Here is a 20,436-nt window from a genome sequence, read left to right as displayed (position 1 = left end):
TAGACTACAACATACGGCTATTTTAAATGCTTGGTGGAGATAAGCGGGATCGAACCGCTGACCTCTTGCATGCCATGCAAGCGCTCTCCCAGCTGAGCTATACCCCCTAAATCTCGCTTTAAAACTACAAGACACTTAAAACAATCCAAGATTTTATCCTATTTTTGTGCAGGTGCGCAAATTCTCTACTGGATGACCTTAGAAAGCCTGCTAACAACCTCCTCTTTGCCAAGCACCACCAATACCGAATCAATTGCTGGGGTTTGTGTAGTAGCAAATAATGCGTATCTAACAGGCATTGCAAGAGCAGGCATTTTGATTTGATGTTTGGCCAAGACTTCCTTAAATATTGCAGCATAAGCAGCTTTGGATGGCTCTGACAATGAGATTGCTTCAACCAAATCTTTTAACGCAGGAATAACCACTTCAGGGATGTTTTCTTTTATTTGATCAGCATTTAAATTTGGTGCAGGTAAATAGAAAAGCTTTGACCCTTCTGCAATTTCAATCAAGGTATTTGCGCGGTCTTTTAATAAACCTACTACCTGAACAAAGTCGGGACCATTCTCAGTATCAATACCAAGTTCATGAGCAAATGGTTTAGTTGCCAATGCCAACTGAGCGGGATCAGATTTTTGAATATATTGATGATTTAACCAAAGTAATTTTTCTGGATTATGTTGAGCTGGTGAACGACCTAAACTTTCCAAATCAAACCAATCAACGAATTGCTCCTTGGTAAACACTTCAGCATCACCATGTGACCACCCTAAACGGGCAAGATAATTCAAAATAGCTTCTGGTAAGTAACCTGCTTTTTGATAATCTCGTACGCTCATAGCACCATTACGTTTACTCATTTTTTCACCGGCATCATTTAAAACTGTCGGTAAATGAGCATAAACAGGGGGCGTTCCTCCCAGTGCTTTCATGATGTTAATTTGCCTTGGCGTGTTATTGACATGATCATCTCCTCGAATGACGTGAGTGATTTTCATATCAAGATCGTCCACAACGACGCAGAAGTTGTAGGTGGGAGTTCCATCGGGTCTAGCAATTACTAAATCATCTAGCTCATCATTGCTGATTTCGATCTGACCCTTGACAGCATCATTCCAAATCACTGACCCACCTATTGGGTTCTTAAAGCGAATAACTGGATTGATACCCTGAGGAATGGGGGGCAATGTTTTGCCAGGCTCCGGTCTCCACAAGCCGTTGTAGCGAGGCTTTTCCTTATTTTCCATTTGCTGATCACGCAAACGATTGAGCTCGTCTTCGCTCATGTAGCAAGGATATGCCAAACCAGAATCCAGCATTTGCTTAATCACTTCACGATATCGATCGATACGCTGCATCTGATAAATTGGCCCCTCATCTAAATCCAGGCCCAACCAGGACATTCCTTCGAGGATGACATCAACCGCCTCCTGTGTAGATCTCTCTACATCGGTATCTTCTATTCGAAGAATGAAGTCACCTTTGTTATGGCGCGCAAAAGCCCATGGGTAGAGAGCGCTGCGAAGATTTCCCAGATGAATAAAGCCCGTGGGACTTGGGGCGAAACGTGTACGAATATGCATAAATAGGATTATCTCAGGTCGGGCTCAAAATGACTAAAACGCAAAAAAAGTGGATACTTTGTCTATGAATGAATTACTTGTATTTATATGTGATGGAGCTCCAGTTCGTGGGGAAATAGTCTCGATTGGTAGTGCCTGGCAAGCTGTTTTAGAGCGTCGTAACGACCCCCCTGCTGTGCGTCGAATTCTCGGTGATTTTGTTGGTGCGGCCACCCTGCTCAGTGCCAGCCTGAAGTTTGACGGCACCCTTATTATTCAGGCGCAAAGCAAAGGCCCTATTCAACTGCTGGTAGTTGAATGTAAATCTGATTTATCGATGAGGGCTACGGTAAAGCTATCTGTTGATCCCTCAGAAATTGCCCCAGATGCAACTCTTGCTGACCTTTTGGATGCAACACAAAGTGGTAGATTGGTCATTACCCTAGACCCATCAGATCGCGAACCTGGACAACCCCCTTATCAAGGCATCGTGGCATTGCAAGAGCACCAGGGCACAGTTGTGAAGCCTGTAAGTAGCGCTGCTGAAGCGATAGCACTCTATATGCATAATTCAGAGCAATTGGACACTCGCATTTGGTTAGCTTCAAATGACACACATATTGGGGGCTTATTGCTGCAACGCCTACCAAACTCAGGTGGACATGCGCATCTAGATCCTCAAACCGCCGCTGAGGGCTGGTCACGCATTCAGACTCTAGGGGAGACCATCACTAATGAAGAGTTATTAAATCTCCCTCCCGAAACCATTTTAAGACGCCTTTTTTTGGAAGAATCTGCTCAAAACGGAGTTCGTAGCTTCCCTACACGTCCTATTCGATTCTCCTGCCATTGCTCACGTAACAAAGTAGCGGATATTTTGCGCATGCTAGGCGAAGAAGAGGTGCAAAGCATCCTCGCAGAACAAGGAGCTGTTGAAACGATTTGTGATTTTTGTGCAAAGCCTTATCGCTTTGACGCGGTTGATTGTCTGCAAGTATTTAAAACGGACTTATTAAGCGATGCCACACGACCACCTTCAAGTGGCCATTGAAAATTTACTGCTTAGTGGCTTGAGTATCTGACAATTTATCTGCAGGCAGTATTTGCACAAAATATTCACCATCTTTGATCAAGCCATGCTCTACACGAGCCCGCTCTTCAATGGCACGGGTGCCATCCTTCAGGTCTTTAACATCGCCTGATAATTTGGCATTACGGAGAGCCAAGAGGCTATTTTTTGCCTCTTGGAGCTCTACCTGGCGCTCCATCTCATAAACCTTCAGCCATCCACCCTTGCCCAGCCAAAGTGGGTACTGGATTGCGATTAGCAGTACCAGCATGGAGTAGATGACAATTCGCATACGCCAGCAAATTAGCGCTTGAGGTTATAAAAGACCGATTTACCTGGATAAGTTGCGACATCACCCAAGTCTTCTTCAATGCGTAAAAGTTGGTTGTACTTAGCAATACGGTCAGAGCGAGATAAAGAACCAGTCTTAATCTGACCTGCATTGGTACCAACGGCAATGTCAGCAATAGTGCTGTCTTCGGTCTCTCCAGATCGATGAGAGATCACAGCGGTGTAATTAGCGCGCTTAGCCATCTCTATCGCTGCAAAAGTCTCTGTAAGCGTACCAATCTGGTTGATCTTGATCAAAATAGAGTTCGCAATACCCTTCTCAATGCCTTCTTTGAGAATTCGAGTATTGGTTACAAAAAGATCATCACCAACTAGCTGAATTTTTTTACCGAGCTTTTTAGTGATATCAGCCCAGCCATCCCAGTCGCTTTCGTGCATACCATCTTCAATCGATACGATTGGAAACTGATCCGCTAAATTACCAAGGTAGTCAGAGAACTCGCTTGAGCTTAACTGTAGGCCCTCACCAGACAGGTGATATTTACCATCCTTATAAAATTCACTAGCCGCACAATCAAGAGCCAATAAAACATCTTCACCCGCTTGATAGCCTGCACCTTCAATAGCCTTCATGATTGTATGCAAGCATTCATGGTTGCTCTTAAAGTTCGGCGCAAATCCACCCTCATCGCCAACTGTTGTTGGCATGCCTTGTGACCCCAAGATTTTTTTGAGTTCATGGAAAATTTCAGCGCCACAACGCAACGCATCACGGAAATTTTCAGCTCCCACTGGCATCACCATAAACTCTTGGATGTCCAAACTATTGTTGGCATGTGCGCCACCATTGACGATGTTCATCATTGGAACGGGTAATTGCATGCCACCTGAGCCGCCAAAATAGCGATAGAGAGGAAGTCCAGCTTCTTCAGCTGCAGCTCTAGCAACGGCCATCGAGACAGCTAAAGTGGCATTGGCGCCTAACCTGGCTTTGTTATGAGTGCCGTCCAACTCAATAAGGGTGCGATCTAAAAAAGCTTGTTCGCTTGCATCTAATCCCAGAATAGATTCAGCAATTTCAACATTAATATTTTGAACTGCCTTGAGAACGCCTTTACCCAAGTAGCGAGATTTATCACCATCACGTAATTCAATGGCTTCTCGTGAACCAGTAGATGCACCTGACGGCACAGCTGCTCGACCCATAACTCCAGATTCGAGCAATACATCGCACTCAACAGTTGGATTGCCGCGGGAATCTAAAACTTCTCTACCGATGATGTCAACAATGGCGCTCATGCACCTTCTCCTTAAAACAATTTGAAATGGGGTGAAACAATTTAAAAATGAATTACTTAAAACTATTCTCTAAAAATGAATTAGTAGATTTAATAACCGTGTCTATTGCAAGCAAAGATTCTAATAATTCTTTCATGCGATCTAATGGCACAGCATTAGGTCCATCAGACAAAGCTTTTGCTGGATCAGGATGGGTCTCCATAAAAAGACCGCTAATGCCAACCGCTACTGCGGCACGAGCCAATACCGGGACAAATTCTCTTTGCCCGCCACTAGAATTTCCTTGGCCGCCTGGTAACTGAACTGAGTGGGTCGCATCGAATACCACTGGCGCATTTGATTCGCGCAATATGGCAAGACTACGCATATCAGAAACAAGATTGTTGTATCCAAATGAAGCGCCACGTTCGCAAACCATGAATTGATCAGGAAGGTTTTTTTCTGCAGCAGCAGCTCGAGCCTTTTCAATCACATTTAACATCTCATGTGGCGAGAGAAATTGACCCTTCTTAAAATTAACTGGTTTACCGCTCTGAGCACATGCACGAATGAAATCAGTTTGCCTGCAAAGAAAAGCCGGGGTTTGCAAAACATCCACTACGCTAGCTACAGAATCAATTTCACTAATGTCGTGAACATCCGTCAGAACAGAAACACCAACCTGCTTTTTTACCTTGGCTAAAATTTCCAAACCCTTTTCCATGCCTAAGCCACGAAAAGAGGTGCCTGAGGAACGATTCGCTTTATCAAATGAGGATTTATAAATAAAGGGAATCTGCAGAGCGGTGGTCATTTCCTTCAATTGCCCTGCGATATCAATCGCAGATTGCTCAGACTCGATTACGCAAGGCCCTGCAATTAAGAAGAGACGATGGTCTAAACCAACATCAAAACCACATAGCTTAAATGCGCTCATATTTACCTTTACGCAGCCTGCTTTTCAGCAGTCTTTTGATGTTCTAAAGCAGCACTAATGAAAGCGGAGAACAAAGGATGGCCATCGCGTGGAGTAGAGGTAAATTCAGGGTGGAATTGAACTCCAAAGAACCAAGGATGGGTGGATGTTGGCAACTCCATCATTTCAGGCAAATCTTCGTTCGGTGTTCTCGCTGAAATAATCAAGCCCGACATTTCTAACTGAGGCACATAAGTATTATTAACCTCGTAACGATGGCGATGACGTTCATTCACTTCAGCGCCGTAAATACGGTGGGCTAAGGTTCCAGTTTTCACTGGACAACGTTGCGAACCAAGTCGCATAGTGCCACCTAAATCAGAATCATTGGTACGCTTTTCAACACGCCCTTCTCTATCTAACCACTCGGTAATCAGAGCAACTACAGGTTGATCACTTTGAGGATCAAATTCAGTGCTATTCGCTTTAGTGAGGTTGGCTACATGACGGGCAAATTCAATGACAGCCAGCTGCATGCCTAAACAAATACCCAAATAAGGCACATTATTTTCACGGGCGTAGCGAATCGCAGCAATTTTGCCTTCTGTTCCCCGTTTTCCAAATCCACCTGGAACCAAAATCGCATCTAGATTACGCAAACACTCAATGCCATCTTTTTCGATATCTTCGGAATCGATGTAATTAATATTGACGCGGGTATGAGTATGAATGCCTGCATGACGCAATGCTTCTATTAAAGACTTATAAGACTCTGTCAGCTCTACATATTTACCAACCATGCCGATAGTGACTTCATGTTGAGGATTGGCCATTTCATAAACTAAATGAGCCCACACTGAGAGATCTGCAGGTTTAGCATTCAAACCAAGTTCACGGCAAATTAAATCATCCATTCCTTGGGCATGAAGCATTTCAGGGATTTTGTAGATAGTATCCACATCCCAAACAGATATAACTGCTTCTTCTCGCACATTTGAGAAGAGAGAAATCTTTGCGCGTTCATCTTCCGGAATTGGGCGATCTGCGCGACAAAGCAAGACCGTTGGCATGATGCCAATCTCACGGAGTTTTTGTACCGAGTGCTGAGTTGGTTTGGTTTTTAACTCACCAGCACTATTGATATAAGGCACCAAAGTAAGGTGAACAAAAGCGCAATCATGCAAGGGCAAGCGTAAGCTCATCTGCCTTGCAGCCTCTAAAAAAGGGAGTGATTCAATATCACCAACGGTACCGCCGATCTCACAAATGGCGACATCAGCATTACCATCGTGACTAGCTTTAGCCCCGCGCTCTATAAAAGCTTGAATTTCATTGGTAATGTGGGGAATAACCTGGACGGTTTTGCCGAGGTATTCACCTCTGCGTTCCTTGCTGATAACAGATTCATAAATCTGTCCCGTTGTGAAGTTATTACTTTTGCGCATCTTCGCTGAAACGAAGCGCTCATAGTGACCCAGATCTAAATCGGTTTCAGCTCCATCTTCAGTAACAAAGACCTCGCCATGCTGCAAGGGGCTCATTGTGCCCGGATCAACGTTGATATAAGGGTCTAATTTTAGGAGGGTGACTTTCAGGCCGCGGGATTCGAGAATCGCGGCAAGCGAGGCAGCTGCAATTCCTTTCCCTAAAGAAGAAACCACGCCACCAGTGACAAAAACGTATTTGGTCATCGCTTAAGCTCTGTTGGAAAAAGTAATTATAACGATAGAGAACCCTCCCTTCAAAATTGAAAATCGGTAATATGAAAACTTCTTAGCTAAACACGACTCTTTTTTGCACTAATGCGCCTTCTTTTTGCCATCATTCTGACACTTCTCTCCCTGTTTTACTTCCTCCCATTTGCTATAGCATTCAATAAAAGACGGGCAAATTCAGGGGCTATCTTTGCTCTGAATCTTTTTCTTGGTTGGTCGCTAATTGGGTGGGTAATAGCCTTGGTTTGGGCCATGAAAGACGAACAAGTACTCTGAGAATAGAAGATCACTATAAAAACCCCTCTTTCTATGCGCCTTGTCTTTCGGAAAAACCCTAATATTTCAAGTATTTGCCCTTTTTTAGTTCAAATTGACTGTTTAAACTCTTATATAAGACTTAAATAAGTAACTATAATTAAGCTAATCGGGAGAAAATTCCCTTTTGGCCTTTCTATTGACCACTTTTACCTCATAGGAAACACAATGTTAGAAGCCTATAACGCCCAAGTTGCCGAACGCGCCGCCCTCGGAATTCCAGCCCTACCTTTGACCAAAGATCAAACGGCTGAATTAGTTAAATTGTTAAAAAATCCTCCAGCCGGCAAAGAAGCTGAGCTTGTAGAGTTGATTACTAATCGTGTTCCTGCTGGCGTTGATGAAGCGGCTAAGGTAAAGGCTGAATTTTTAGATGCAATTGCCAAGGGAACTGAAAAGTCACCTTTAATTTCACGTGTTAAAGCAACCGAGTTGTTAGGCACCATGCTTGGTGGTTACAACATCAAACCATTGGTTGAGCTTTTAAGCGACGCAGAGTGTGGAGCTGCCTCAGCTGCTGCTTTAAAGAAAACATTATTAATGTTTGACTATTTCCATGATGTTCAAGAACTTGCTGAAAAAGGCAATGCGAACGCCAAGTCTGTATTGCAAAGCTGGGCTGATGCCGAATGGTTCACAAGCCGCCCCGCTGTTCCAGAAAGCATGAAGCTCACTGTATTTAAAGTTACTGGTGAAACCAATACCGATGACTTATCTCCTGCTCCTGATGCATGGAGCCGTCCAGATATCCCTTTGCATGCAACCGTCATGTTGAAAAACCCTCGTCCAGGTATTGAGCCTGATGAAACGGGTGTTCGTGGTCCAATGAAGCAGCTTGCAGAGTTGCAGAAAAAAGGCAATCAAATTGCTTATGTAGGTGACGTTGTTGGTACAGGCTCATCACGCAAATCTGCCACTAACTCTGTGTTGTGGTGGACTGGTGAAGATATTCCGTTTGTTCCTAATAAGCGTTTTGGTGGCGTTTGCTTAGGCACAAAAATTGCTCCGATCTTCTTTAACACCATGGAAGATGCTGGCGCTTTGCCGATCGAGCTTGATGTAAACCAAATGAATATGGGCGATGTCATTGAATTGCGCCCTTATGAAGGTAAGGCATTAAAAGATGGCAAAGAAATTGCTTCATTCACTTTAAAGTCCCCTGTAATTTTTGATGAAGTACGTGCCGGTGGTCGTATTCCATTAATCGTTGGCCGTGGATTGACTGCAAAAGCACGTGCAGCTCTTGGCCTGCCTGCATCTACTGAATTCCGTGTACCAGTAAGCCCTCCTGATAACAAAAAAGGTTTCAGCTTGGCACAAAAGATGGTTGGTCGCGCTTGTGGATTGCCAGAAGGTCAAGGCGTTCGCCCTGGTACTTACTGCGAGCCACACATGACTACTGTTGGTTCACAAGACACCACTGGTCCAATGACTCGTGATGAACTGAAAGACTTGGCATGCTTAGGCTTCTCTGCTGATCTAGTAATGCAGTCTTTCTGCCATACATCAGCTTATCCAAAGCCTGTAGATATCCGCACTCACCATGAATTGCCAGCATTTATGACAAATCGTGGCGGTGTTGCTTTACGTCCAGGTGATGGTGTTATTCATAGCTGGTTGAACCGTTTACTGCTACCTGATACCTGTGGTACTGGAGGTGACAGCCATACACGCTTCCCAATTGGCATCTCATTCCCCGCTGGCTCTGGATTGGTTGCATTTGCTGCAGCGACTGGTGTTATGCCATTGGATATGCCTGAGTCTGTACTCGTTCGCTTCAAAGGCAAAATGCAGCCAGGCATTACTTTGCGTGACCTAGTAAATGCGATTCCTTTGTATGCAATCAAAAAAGGTTTGCTGACCGTTGAAAAACAAGGCAAGAAAAATATTTTCTCTGGCCGTATTTTAGAAATTGAAGGTTTGCCTGATCTGAAGGTTGAGCAAGCTTTTGAATTGTCTGATGCTTCAGCTGAGCGCTCTGCTGGTGGTTGCGCAGTTCAGCTCAACAAAGAGCCAATTATTGAATATATGCAATCCAATATCACTTTGATGAAGTGGATGATTGCTAATGGTTATGAAGATAAGCGCACTCTAGGACGTCGCATTAAGGCAATGGAAGCCTGGATTGCTAAGCCTGAATTGCTCAAAGCGGATGAGAATGCTGACTACGCTGAAATCATTGAAATTGATATGAGCGATATCAAAGAGCCTATCTTGGCATGCCCTAATGATCCAGATGATGTCAAATTCCTCTCCGAAGTTGCTGGTGAGAAAATTGACGAAGTATTTATTGGTTCATGCATGACTAACATTGGTCACTTCCGTGCGGCAGGTAAAGTTCTAGAAGGCAAATCTGATATCCCTACTCGTTTATGGATTGCGCCTCCTACCAAGATGGATCAAATGGTTCTGACTGAGGAAGGCTATTACGGTGTGTTGGGACGTACCGGTGCACGTATGGAGACTCCAGGATGCTCATTGTGCATGGGTAACCAAGCACAGATTCGCAAGGGCTCCACTGCTGTATCCACATCTACACGTAATTTCCCGAACCGTTTAGGTATTGATACTCGCGTGTACTTAGCTTCTGCTGAGTTGGCTTCAGTTGCAGCGCTCTTGGGTCGCCTACCTACTCCACAAGAATACTTGGAGCAAGTAGAGTCCTTGAATGCCAAATCCGCTGAAGTCTATCGCTATATGAACTTTGACAAGATCAAATCATTTAGCGATGTTGCGGATACCGTAACAATCTAAGCAAGTATCCAAGCGTTTCCATGAAACGCTAAGAGAAAAGGCGATCAATTGATCGCCTTTTTTGTTATCTATAAATTGTCTTTTCAAATAGACAACTTCGACTCTTGTCGTGCATTCTCACGACTAATTCCTGCAACCCATTTATTGGTAGCAAGCCCAGTTTTTTCTTGTAAGAGCTTTGCGCGCTTGGAGACTTCCTGCCATTCAGCCTCCAACTTTGGACCCTTAAATGCCATTGCTACGACATTGCAATCATGTGATTCTGGGAAAAGAAGCACTCGATTATTAAATGCTTCGCAAATGTTCTTTAGGTTGAGATTAAAACTTTTATGACGTGAAAATAAATTCACCGTCATAACACCTGGCTCTTTGAGGATGTCGTAACACCCCTTGTAAAAATCTAGGGAACTTACAGCGGGACCATCGCAGATAGCATCGTATAAATCAACCTGAACGGCATCAAACTGATTTTTATTCTTTGAGCTTTGAACAAATTGCTTTGCATCGGTTTGTATGGTTTCAAGTTTGCGATCATCGTCAGGTGTAAAAAACATGGATCTCGCAGAGACAATGACTGCGGGATTTAACTCTACAACTGTCGTCTTTACAGATGGGCAATGCCGATGTTGAAATTTGGTTAATGCTCCTGTACCAAGACCAAGCTGGGCAACTTTCATACCTGGCTTAGTTTCCAAAAAGAGAAGCCAGGCCATCATCTGCTGGTTGTATTCGAGATAGATTTCATCGGGATCACGAATACGCATCGCTCCCTGGATGAGTTCTGTTCCAAAATGGAGATAGCGAATTCCCCCACTCTCGGAAAAAGTAACCGGCTCCATCGCTTGATCCAGCATGTATTAATTAGCCCAGCGTCGCGCGTTGCGGAATAAGCGTAACCAAGGACTTGCTCCGTCTGGAATATTTAGCCACTCCGGCGGACACCAACTCATCTGTGCCGCTCTAAATACGCGTTCTGGATGGGGCATCATCACCATAAAGCGACCGTCAGGCGTGGTAACTCCGGTCAATCCACTTGGTGAACCATTAGGGTTCATTGGATAGACTTCCGTTGGATTGCCTTGATGATCTACAAAGCGAAACGCTGCTAAACCCTGCTGCTGAATCTGCTCTAGATTTCCCTGTTGGTTAAAGTTGGCATACCCTTCGCCATGCGCAATAGCAATCGGGATTTGACTACCTTCCATACCTTGAGTGAAGATCGACGGTGAAGACATCACTTCCGCCATAACTAAACGCGCCTCATATTGCTCTGATTGATTGCGCGTAAATTTTGGCCATGCTTCTGCACCAGGAATGATTCCCGAGAGGTTGCTCATCATTTGGCAACCATTGCAGACACCTAAAGCAAAACTATCTTGACGATTAAAGAATGTAGAAAATTGATCGCGAAGCTGTTGGTTAAACAAAATAGTCTTCGCCCACCCCTCACCAGCACCCAAGACATCGCCATAACTAAAACCACCGCAAGCGATTAGACCTCTAAAGTCATCTAGTTTGGCTTTGCCACTCAATAGGTCTGACATATGGACGTCGTAACTATCAAATCCAGCCCAATTTACCGCATAAGCCATTTCAACATGGGAATTAACACCCTGCTCACGCAAGATCGCCACTTTTGGCCTTACATTTTTTGCAATATAAGGTGCAGATATATCCTCGGCGACATCAAAGGTAAGTTTTGGTGTCATGCCAGGATCAGAGATGTTATCCAGCAGGGAAAATTCACTATCTGCACACGCAGGGTTGTCTCTTAATCGAGCAATTTGGTAACTGGTATTGGTCCACATTTTCTGCAGTACTTCACGTGGCTCTGCAAAAATATTCTTAGCATCACGCCAGATTTCAATACGCCCATTGGTGTTTGGCTTGCCAATCACGTGACTGCACGCACTCAAACCGAATGTTCTGAGGACAGCAAAAACAGAATCGCGATCTTCTTTGCGAACCTGGATCACAGCGCCAAGTTCCTCATTAAATAAAGCGCGCATAGTCTGTTCATGACGACGGCCTGAAATCTGTTGCGCCCAATTTTTGGCATCTCCATAATCGGGTTCTTGATCGACATCCATCGCGATCATATCGACATTCATCGAGATGCCACAATGAGAAGCAAACGCCATTTCAGCAATACAAGCTAATAACCCGCCATCTGAACGATCATGATAGGCCAGCAATTTACCTTCTTTGCGAAGATGAATAATTGCACTAGCAAATGCTTTAAGGTCTTCTGGGTTATCAATGTTTGGCGCTGTTTTGCCTGATTGATCTAAGACCTGTGCCAAGATACTTCCGGCCATACGATTTTTGCCGCGACCTAAATCAATGAGGATGAGCTCAGTATCAAGCGAAGATCCAGCTTGATCCTTTAATTGAAGTAGTGGGGTCAGCGTTTTGCGAACATCTTGCACTGAAGCAAATGCAGAAATAATCAAAGAAACGGGTGCCACCACTTTTTTGGTTTCGCCACCATCTTGCCAAGTTGTAGCCATCGAAAGCGAATCTTTTCCAACGGGAATAGAGATTCCGAGTGCTGGGCACAACTCCATACCCACTGCTTTTACCGAGTCATATAACTTCGCATCTTCTCCAGGAGCACCGCAAGCAGCCATCCAGTTTGCAGAAAGTTTTATTCCATCAAGTCCGATAATGTCCGCAGCTAATAAATTGGTAATAGCTTCACCCACTGCCATTCGTGCCGCTGCAGGTGCATCAATAACCGCCAATGGGGTTCTCTCCCCCATCGACATCGCCTCACCACGATAGCCTTTGTAATCCATCATCGTGACTGCACAGTCAGCCACAGGCACTTGCCAAGGACCAACAAACTGATCACGTGCGTTAAGGCCGCCAACGGTTCGATCGCCAATCGTAATTAAGAATGACTTACTAGCAACAGTAGGCTGCTGCAATACCCAGGCAATTGACTGCGCTAGGTCAACATCAGTAACATCTAACTCCTTAAACTCTTGAGATACACGCTGAACATTACGATGCATCTTTGGAGGCTTGCCAAGCAAGACTTCCATCGGCATATCAATGGGTAATGCTGCATCGGTATCGGCGGCTTGTTTGGTGTCACTCAACTTTAATTGGCGTTCTGCAGTAGCTTGCCCAACAACTGCAAATGGGCAACGTTCACGCTCGCAGAAAGATTTAAATAAATCCAGGTCTTTTGCATCAATCGCTAAAACATAACGCTCTTGCGATTCATTGCACCAGATTTCTGCAGGACTCATGCCACTCTCTTCGAGCGGAACACTGCGAAGTTTGAATGCTGCACCAAGACCCGCGCCATCGGCGAGCTCAGGAAATGCGTTTGATAAACCACCCGCTCCCACATCATGGATTGATACGATCGGATTATTTTCACCTAGCGCACGGCAGGCATTAATGACTTCTTGCGCCCTTCGTTCCATTTCTGGATTGCCACGCTGCACAGAATCGAAATCAAGATCTGCTGTATTGGTGCCTGTTGCAACAGAACTTCCTGTTGCGCCACCCATACCAATACGCATACCCGGACCACCTAGTTGAATCAACAAATGCCCTGCCTGTATAGCTTTTTTCTCGGTATGAATGGAATCAATACTGCCAATTCCGCCTGCAATCATGATGGGCTTGTGGTAACCACGTCGAGTGCCATCCAAGGTCTGCTCAAAGACTCGGAAATATCCACCAAGAATGGGTCTACCAAACTCATTATTGAAAGCAGCGCCACCAAGCGGACCCTCGATCATGATTTGCAATGGTGTCGCAATGCGCTCTGGTTTGCCGTATCTTTCAGTTTCCCAAGGAAGATCTGTGCCTGGAATATTCAAATTAGATACCGAAAAGCCAGTAAGACCCGCTTTAGGTCGACCACCCACTCCGGTTGCACCCTCATCACGAATTTCACCACCAGCTCCAGTAGATGCTCCTGGAAATGGAGCAATAGCGGTTGGGTGGTTATGTGTCTCCACCTTCATTAAGGTGTGAACTAAGCGAGTATCTTTTTCATAGCGGTGATCTGCACCCTGCGGAACCCAAGTCTCCGCTTCACATCCAATCATCACAGCTGAGTTATCTGAGTAGGCAACTATAGTGCCCTTTGGTTGAAGTTGATGCGTATTACGAATCATGGCAAATAATGATCGCTCTTGATCATCACCATCAATAGTCCAACTAGAATTGAATATCTTGTGACGACAATGTTCGCTATTTGCTTGAGCAAACATAATTAGCTCAACATCTGATGGATTGCGCTGAAGTCGTGTAAAGTTTTCTACAAGATATGTAACTTCATCATCAGATAAAGCAAGACCCAATTCAAGGTTGGCCTTATCGAGCGCTGCTCTTCCTTCTGACATCACAGGAATACGAGCTAATGGCTTATCTTCCAATGTTTGATATAAAGCATTAGCCGCATCCGTTGAATCAATTACGGCCTCAGTCATTCTGTCGTGTACTGCAGCCAAAACTAATTGTTTCTGCTCTGCAGTGAGATCCTTTTTGCTCTTCCAAGAAAACTGGACACCACGTTCAAGACGCAACACATCCAATCCGCATTGACGAGCAATATCAGTAGCCTTACTGGCCCATGGAGATACAGTTCCAAACCTCGGAATAACTATCGCACCCTGATGTTCCGACTTGCTACCACCAAACCAGGACTTGCCAGGGTGAATTTTTGAAGCAAAAGGCTGTCCGTAGGTTAGAAGACTTGCCAAGACCTCTTGGTTTTGGGGGCTCAGTTCAGCCCTTGACCATATGAAATGAAGGTATTGACCTTCGATAGACTCAAGAACAACCCCTTGAGCAGCTAAATTAGCAAGAAGTCGCTGTTGGCGGAAGGGGGAAAGCGCATCTGCGCCAGGCAAAAAGTGATAAAAAGACATCCCTAGATTATAAGGTTTTGCCTATACCAAATGCCCGCCCTGAAGATGTAATTGGCGTTGGCACCGCTCCGCCAAGGCCTGATCATGGGTAACCAGAATTAAGGTCGACTGATTAGCCCGATTTAAGTCAAAAAGGAGTTCAATCACCCTATTTCCACTTGTTTCGTCTAGGCTACCAGTGGGCTCATCAGCAAACAGAATCGCAGGCTTCATTATGAAAGCTCTTGCAAGGGCCACGCGTTGTTGCTCTCCACCAGATAGGGTTTTAGGAAAATGATTGGCTCGCTCACTCAATCCCACCTGCTCTAAGCAGATTAGCGCATTTTCCTTGGCCATTTCTAGGCCATTGAGCTCTGCTGGGAGCATTACATTCTCAAGCGCTGTCAAATGGGAAAGCAATTGAAAAGATTGAAATACGAACCCTACCTTTTGACCCCTTAATTTCGCCCGACCATCCTCATCTAATTGATTGAGATTTTGGGAAACCAACTCAACGCTTCCTGAAGTCGGAGAGTCCAGCCCAGCTAACAACCCAAGCAAAGTGCTTTTACCCGATCCAGATGCGCCTGTAATAGCGACACTCTCCCCAGCAAAGACATCAAAGTTAATGTCGTGCAAAATGGTCAGCATTCCATCACTCGATACAACTTGCTTGCCTAGATGATTTACGCTTACTACTTTAGCTGGAATACTCATATATGAATCAAAAAATGGGGTTGAACTTCTTCAACAAGAAAATTGCAATTACAAACCTTGCAATCACCCTATTTTGCCTGTTTATTTCATTTGCTACCAATGCTCAAACCAATACCACCATTCTCGTGATGGGCGATAGCCTGTCGGCAGAATATGGATTAGTAAGGGGATCTGGGTGGGTCAAACTGCTAGAAAACGAACTGCAAAAACAAGGCAGTCCATGGAATGTATTTAATGCCAGCATTAGCGGCGAAACCAGCGCTGGAGGACTTACTCGCTTGCCTAAGCTATTAGATCAAAAGAAGCCAGGTATTGTTCTTTTGGAGCTTGGTGCTAATGATGCATTGCGTGGACTATCCATTCAAGAATCAGAAATAAATTTACGTCAGATGGTTCAAATGAGCAAAAAATCTGGGGCTAAAGTGCTTTTGTTTGGTATGCAAATTCCACCCAATTACGGTCAGGAATACACTCAGCAATTTCGAGATTTATACCCTAAGATAGCTCGCCAAGAGCAAATAGATCTCTTGCCTTTCTTTCTAAATGGCGTTGCCGCCGATGGGAATTTATTTCAGGCAGATCGAATGCACCCAAATGAGAAAGCGCAAGACATCCTTTTTAAAAACGTATGGGGCGCTATGGCCCCATTTCAAAAAATTCTCAAAAGCAAGTAAGCGATTAAGTTATTAACTTCCTGCGCCTGATGACGCAGTTTTAAGAGGGTTTATCACCTTTACGCCCGCAACATCACGCCAGTAGGCCATAAAGCCCGCAAATTCAGATTGTGCAGCAAGCGCCTGAATTTGTTGAGCCTGCGCTTTATGTACTTTTGCATCAACACCTGTTGGCTGACGAACTTGGTCTACGCGATACAAGGTGGTTCCCACACCAGGATTCGGAATTGAGACAATTGCTGGAAATTTATCTGGGTTGACAGACATCACGTTATCAAGCGCCCCGCCGACTAAATTTCCTGGCTTGTTTCTTGAAATCCATATGGGACTAGCAAAGCCAGTAGCATTTTTTGGATCCTTTTCTAGAGCGGAATAACGTTCAGCAGCGGCGGCAACAGCCAGCTTCTCAGCCATACGTTGGCTGACCTGACGCTTTACTTCCGCTGCCACCTCATTAAAAGGCAAAGTTTGAGCTGGATGAAAAGTCACTACGCGTGCCGAAACAAAAACACCTGGAGAAGTTTGAATGGCTTCGATATTGCGCTTATTCTTTACCGCCTCATCACCAAATAATGATTGCACCACTTTAGGGTTAGCCAATGGGTGATCCTTTGCTACACCAGTTACTCCAGAGCGAGTTAAACCCTTTTGTGTTTGAACACTCAATTTCAACTTATCGGCAGCAGGCTTCAAGCTATCAGACTGGTCATAAGTCATGTTGGCGAACTGATCTGCCTTTTCACTAAATGCTTTTGCATCTTCTTTTGGATCAGCTTTTAAAACAATGTATTCAACATCAACGTATTCTGGACTTTCAAACAGTTTCGCATTGGCTGTATAAAAAGCCTGAAGTTCTTCTTGTGATGGATTTACCTTTGATAAATAATCTTTAGCATCAAAAGAGAGAATCTGAACTTGGCGCTCAGTTTCATACAAGGTTGAAACAATGTCAGATAATTTTGGAGCGGGAATTTCAGTACGGGCTACTGAATTTACCAGTTGCCCGATTTTTAAATCAAAAGCTTGACTAGCGTAAAACTGCTCTTCATTTATTCCACTGCCGGCCAAGAGCTGCTTAAAACGCGCGTCGTCAAAACTACCATCTGGTTTGTAGAGTGCGCGTATCTGCGGAATATTTTGCAAGCTTTTAATTAAAGCTTCTTTGCCCACCTGTAGACGCAAACTATTAACAGCAAATCCAACGATACGTTGCTGAACCAACTCATTCAAGATGGCTTGTCTAAATTGAACACTTTGCGCAAGTTGTGAATTACCCCCTACGCGTTCTGCTTGTCTTTTTGCAGCATTGTCAACTTCTTGAGCGGTAATCGGCTTGCCACTCACCTTAACAAGATCAGTCTCTTTGTCCATAAAGCTCGAATAACTGGATATCCCAAAGAAAGCAAATGAAGGGACGATCAACAACATTAATATGAGTTGCAATATTTTTTGATGCTTACGGACGGTATCAAACATGTAAAAGTTCGCTAGTAAAAATTATCAATACCACGAGTGTACTAGGGTGAGACAGCTGAGGGGTATTGGATTGCCAGAGCAGGCATAAGAAAGAAAAATCATAATAATTTGGTGGGCGCTGAGAGGCTCGAACTCCCGACATTCTGCGTGTAAGGCAGACGCTCTACCAACTGAGCTAAGCGCCCCAAAATATTACAGGTGAGATTGTAACCTAAGCGTGGGTTTAGGGTAAGAAATCCACTAAACCCACCTTATCAGCCAGGATAGGTTTAGTGAAAATCGCTCTAATTTCAGTGCTTAAGAATGTCGGCCGAAGCACCCTTTTCACTTGCCTTGCTTGCTTCCGCTGCCTTCTTAGCAAGCTCTTCAGGCGTTGGATCAGGCAAGGCTTCTGGCATTCGCTCTAAAGCCAACTCCAAAACCTTGTCAATCCAGCGTACAGGAATAATCTCAATTGCGTTTTTAACGTTATCAGGAATATCAATCAGATCCTTTACATTTTCTTCAGGAATTAAGGCCAACTTAATTCCGCCGCGATGAGCAGCTAAAAGCTTCTCTTTTAGCCCACCAATAGGAAGAACCTCACCGCGCAGAGTGATCTCACCCGTCATGGCTACATCAGATCGAATTGGTATTCCTGTAAATACAGAAACCAAGGCGGTTGTTATGGCAATACCGGCTGATGGGCCGTCTTTTGGCGTTGCGCCATCTGGGAAATGAATATGGATGTCTTTCTTCTCAAAAGACTCATCAATTATGCCAAGACGTTTTGCTCTTGATCGAACAACTGTTCGCGCAGCCTCAACCGATTCTTTCATTACATCACCGATTGAACCAGTGCGAGTAATCACGCCTTTACCAGGCATTACAGCCGCCTCGATAGTAAGCAAATCACCACCGACTTCAGTCCAAGCCAAACCTGTCACTTGACCAACTTGGTTTTCTTTTCCAGCCAGACCAAAGTCGAACATACGAACAGATAAGAACTTCTCCAAGTTATCCGCATTCACCACAACAGGAGCCGCCTCTTTCTTCAATAGAAGGAGTTTGACAACCTTACGGCATATCTTGCTAATTTCACGCTCTAATGAACGAACTCCAGCCTCGCGTGTGTAGTAGCGAATAATGTTGCGTACGGCACTGTCTTCGATCTTTAACTCATCCTTTTTTAGACCATTATTTTTGATCTGTTTCGGAATTAAATAGTTCACGGCAATGCTGGTTTTTTCATCTTCTGTATAGCCAGCCAAACGAATAATCTCAAGACGATCCAGCAATGGGCCAGGAATATTCAAAGAATTCGAAGTTGCCACGAACATGACGTCCGACAGATCAAAATCAACCTCTACATAATGATCCTGAAAAGTATGATTTTGTTCTGGATCTAAAACCTCAAGCAAAGCACTAGCAGGATCTCCGCGGAAGTCCATCCCCATCTTGTCGACTTCATCAAGCAGGAATAAAGGATTGCGTACACCAACCTTTGTAAGGCTAGTCAGAATCTTGCCTGGCATAGAGCCAATATAGGTTCTACGATGGCCACGAATTTCAGATTCATCACGAACGCCACCCAAAGCCATGCGCACAAACTTTCTATTGGTAGCGCGGGCAATGGATTGACCTAAAGAGGTTTTACCAACACCCGGAGGGCCTACCAAGCAAAGTATCGGGGCCTTAACACGATCAACACGTTGCTGAACTGCGAGATACTCCAAAATACGTTCTTTAACCTTATCAAGACCGTAATGATCTTCATCTAAAACTTTTTCAGCATTGGCGAGATCATTATTAATCTTGGTCTTTTTCTTCCAAGGGAGATTGACTAAGGTATCTATAAAATTACGAATGACCGTAGCTTCAGCGGACATCGGAGACATCAATTTCAGTTTCTTGAGCTCTGATTCCGCTTTTTTCAAAGCCTCTTTAGGCATGCGTGCAGCCTTGATGCGCTTCTCAAGCTCTTCGAGATCTGCACCCTCTTCACCTTCACCTAACTCCTTTTGTATCGCCTTTACCTGTTCATTAAGGTAGTACTCGCGCTGACTCTTTTCCATTTGGCGCTTCACGCGACCACGAATACGCTTTTCAACTTGCAGTATGTCAATCTCACTTTCGAGATCCGCCAACAGGCTCTCTAAACGCTGAACAACATCCGTCATTTCAAGCAGGCGTTGCTTTTGTTCTAGCTTGACCGGCAGATGGGCGCAAATAGTATCCGCTAAGCGACTTGGATCATCTATACCACCCAAGGAAGCAAGAATCTCCTGAGGAACTTTCTTGTTCAGTTTTACATATTGATCAAACTGAGCCATGATCGCACGACGCAGGGCTTCAGTTTCATGAGCATCGATGACATTAATTGCGGTAGGCGTAGCTTCACAATTAAAGTAGCCAAGGCTATCTTCAATTTGACTAACTTCTGCACGTTGCACACCCTCAACAAGCACCTTAACGGTGCCGTCAGGAAGCTTAAGCATTTGCAGTATGTTGGCAATACAACCAACCTCATAGAGGTCTTCAATCACAGGCTCATCTTTAGCAGCCGCTTTTTGGGCAACTAAGAGCACATTTTTACCCGTTTCCATAGCAGCCTCAAGGGCTTTAATAGATTTTGGGCGACCCACAAACAATGGGATCACCATATGGGGAAATACAACCACGTCCCTTAAAGGGAGCAAAGGTAGTTGAATAGGTTCAGAGGGTAGTAATAAGTGGCCAGGCATGGGGCAAATCCTCCAAAGTAAACAAACCTCAAAAAAGTCTTCATTAGTGAAAATTAAATCAATAAACACTAA

General features: G+C 44.5%; 14 protein-coding genes and 2 tRNA genes. 4 read left to right on the top strand and 12 right to left on the bottom strand.

Annotation, left to right across the window (positions count from 1 at the left end; all coding sequences use genetic code 11):
- Positions 1-31: 31 nt before the first annotated feature.
- Positions 32-107: transfer RNA gene (locus FD973_RS05505), tRNA-Ala, on the bottom strand.
- A gap of 78 nt (positions 108-185) precedes the next feature.
- Entirely contained in the window at positions 186-1,583 is a 1,398-nt protein-coding gene (gene gltX / locus FD973_RS05500; RefSeq protein WP_215324606.1) for a glutamate--tRNA ligase, read from the bottom strand.
- Positions 1,584-1,647: 64 nt separating this feature from the next.
- Here gltX and FD973_RS05495 point away from each other — a divergent pair, with 64 nt between their 5' ends.
- Complete coding sequence (locus FD973_RS05495) at positions 1,648-2,613, top strand: Hsp33 family molecular chaperone HslO (protein WP_215324605.1); 966 nt, start codon at positions 1,648-1,650, stop codon at positions 2,611-2,613.
- Between the two features lie 4 nt (positions 2,614-2,617).
- Here FD973_RS05495 and ftsB read toward each other — a convergent pair whose 3' ends face one another.
- The 4 genes from ftsB to FD973_RS05475 are packed head-to-tail and all read right to left on the bottom strand — an operon-like array spanning position 2,618 to position 6,807.
- Positions 2,618-2,923, bottom strand: coding sequence for a cell division protein FtsB (gene ftsB / locus FD973_RS05490; protein WP_215324604.1), 306 nt, complete (start codon positions 2,921-2,923; stop codon positions 2,618-2,620).
- Between the two features lie 11 nt (positions 2,924-2,934).
- Entirely contained in the window at positions 2,935-4,221 is a 1,287-nt protein-coding gene (eno, locus tag FD973_RS05485; protein ID WP_215324603.1) for a phosphopyruvate hydratase, read from the bottom strand.
- Between the two features lie 52 nt (positions 4,222-4,273).
- On the bottom strand, positions 4,274-5,137 hold the full coding sequence (gene kdsA, locus FD973_RS05480; protein WP_215324602.1) for a 3-deoxy-8-phosphooctulonate synthase: 864 nt from the start codon (positions 5,135-5,137) through the stop codon (positions 4,274-4,276).
- Positions 5,138-5,145: 8 nt separating this feature from the next.
- Entirely contained in the window at positions 5,146-6,807 is a 1,662-nt protein-coding gene (locus FD973_RS05475; RefSeq protein ID WP_215324601.1) for a CTP synthase, read from the bottom strand.
- Positions 6,808-6,918: 111 nt separating this feature from the next.
- On the opposite strand from FD973_RS05475, the gene FD973_RS05470 reads away from it, so the two are divergent.
- Positions 6,919-7,107 carry a superinfection immunity protein gene (locus FD973_RS05470; RefSeq protein WP_215324600.1) on the top strand — a complete coding sequence of 63 codons (189 nt, stop codon included), beginning with the start codon at positions 6,919-6,921 and terminating at the stop codon, positions 7,105-7,107.
- Positions 7,108-7,314: 207 nt separating this feature from the next.
- Positions 7,315-9,900 (top strand): bifunctional aconitate hydratase 2/2-methylisocitrate dehydratase, encoded by a 2,586-nt coding sequence (locus FD973_RS05465; RefSeq protein ID WP_215324599.1) that lies wholly within the window; start codon positions 7,315-7,317, stop codon positions 9,898-9,900.
- 83 nt (positions 9,901-9,983) lie between these two features.
- On the opposite strand, the gene FD973_RS05460 is transcribed toward FD973_RS05465, so the two are convergent.
- From FD973_RS05460 to FD973_RS05450, 3 genes are read right to left on the bottom strand one after another with little or no spacing between them, the layout of a single operon-like run.
- Positions 9,984-10,754, bottom strand: coding sequence for a spermidine synthase (locus FD973_RS05460; protein ID WP_251368849.1), 771 nt, complete (start codon positions 10,752-10,754; stop codon positions 9,984-9,986).
- Between the two features lie 3 nt (positions 10,755-10,757).
- Positions 10,758-14,795 (bottom strand): phosphoribosylformylglycinamidine synthase, encoded by a 4,038-nt coding sequence (gene purL / locus FD973_RS05455; protein WP_215324598.1) that lies wholly within the window; start codon positions 14,793-14,795, stop codon positions 10,758-10,760.
- A 21-nt stretch (positions 14,796-14,816) separates the two neighbouring features.
- Entirely contained in the window at positions 14,817-15,491 is a 675-nt protein-coding gene (locus FD973_RS05450; protein ID WP_215324597.1) for an ABC transporter ATP-binding protein, read from the bottom strand.
- A gap of 2 nt (positions 15,492-15,493) precedes the next feature.
- On the opposite strand from FD973_RS05450, the gene FD973_RS05445 reads away from it, so the two are divergent.
- Entirely contained in the window at positions 15,494-16,165 is a 672-nt protein-coding gene (locus FD973_RS05445; RefSeq protein WP_251368848.1) for an arylesterase, read from the top strand.
- Between the two features lie 12 nt (positions 16,166-16,177).
- Here the strand turns inward: FD973_RS05445 and FD973_RS05440 are convergent, their stop codons facing one another.
- From FD973_RS05440 to lon, 3 genes are all read right to left on the bottom strand, one after another.
- Positions 16,178-17,641, bottom strand: coding sequence for a peptidylprolyl isomerase (locus FD973_RS05440; RefSeq protein WP_215324596.1), 1,464 nt, complete (start codon positions 17,639-17,641; stop codon positions 16,178-16,180).
- A 109-nt stretch (positions 17,642-17,750) separates the two neighbouring features.
- Positions 17,751-17,826 (bottom strand) — tRNA-Val (locus FD973_RS05435).
- A gap of 105 nt (positions 17,827-17,931) precedes the next feature.
- On the bottom strand, positions 17,932-20,364 hold the full coding sequence (lon, locus tag FD973_RS05430; RefSeq protein WP_215324595.1) for an endopeptidase La: 2,433 nt from the start codon (positions 20,362-20,364) through the stop codon (positions 17,932-17,934).
- Between the last annotated feature and the right edge of the window lie 72 nt (positions 20,365-20,436).

Origin of the sequence: Polynucleobacter sp. MWH-Braz-FAM2G, assembly GCF_018687635.1 — a bacterium.
Taxonomy (GTDB): domain Bacteria; phylum Pseudomonadota; class Gammaproteobacteria; order Burkholderiales; family Burkholderiaceae; genus Polynucleobacter.
The sequence above is the reverse complement of the archived record's forward strand: the minus strand, read 5'-3'. Positions and strand labels throughout refer to the sequence as shown.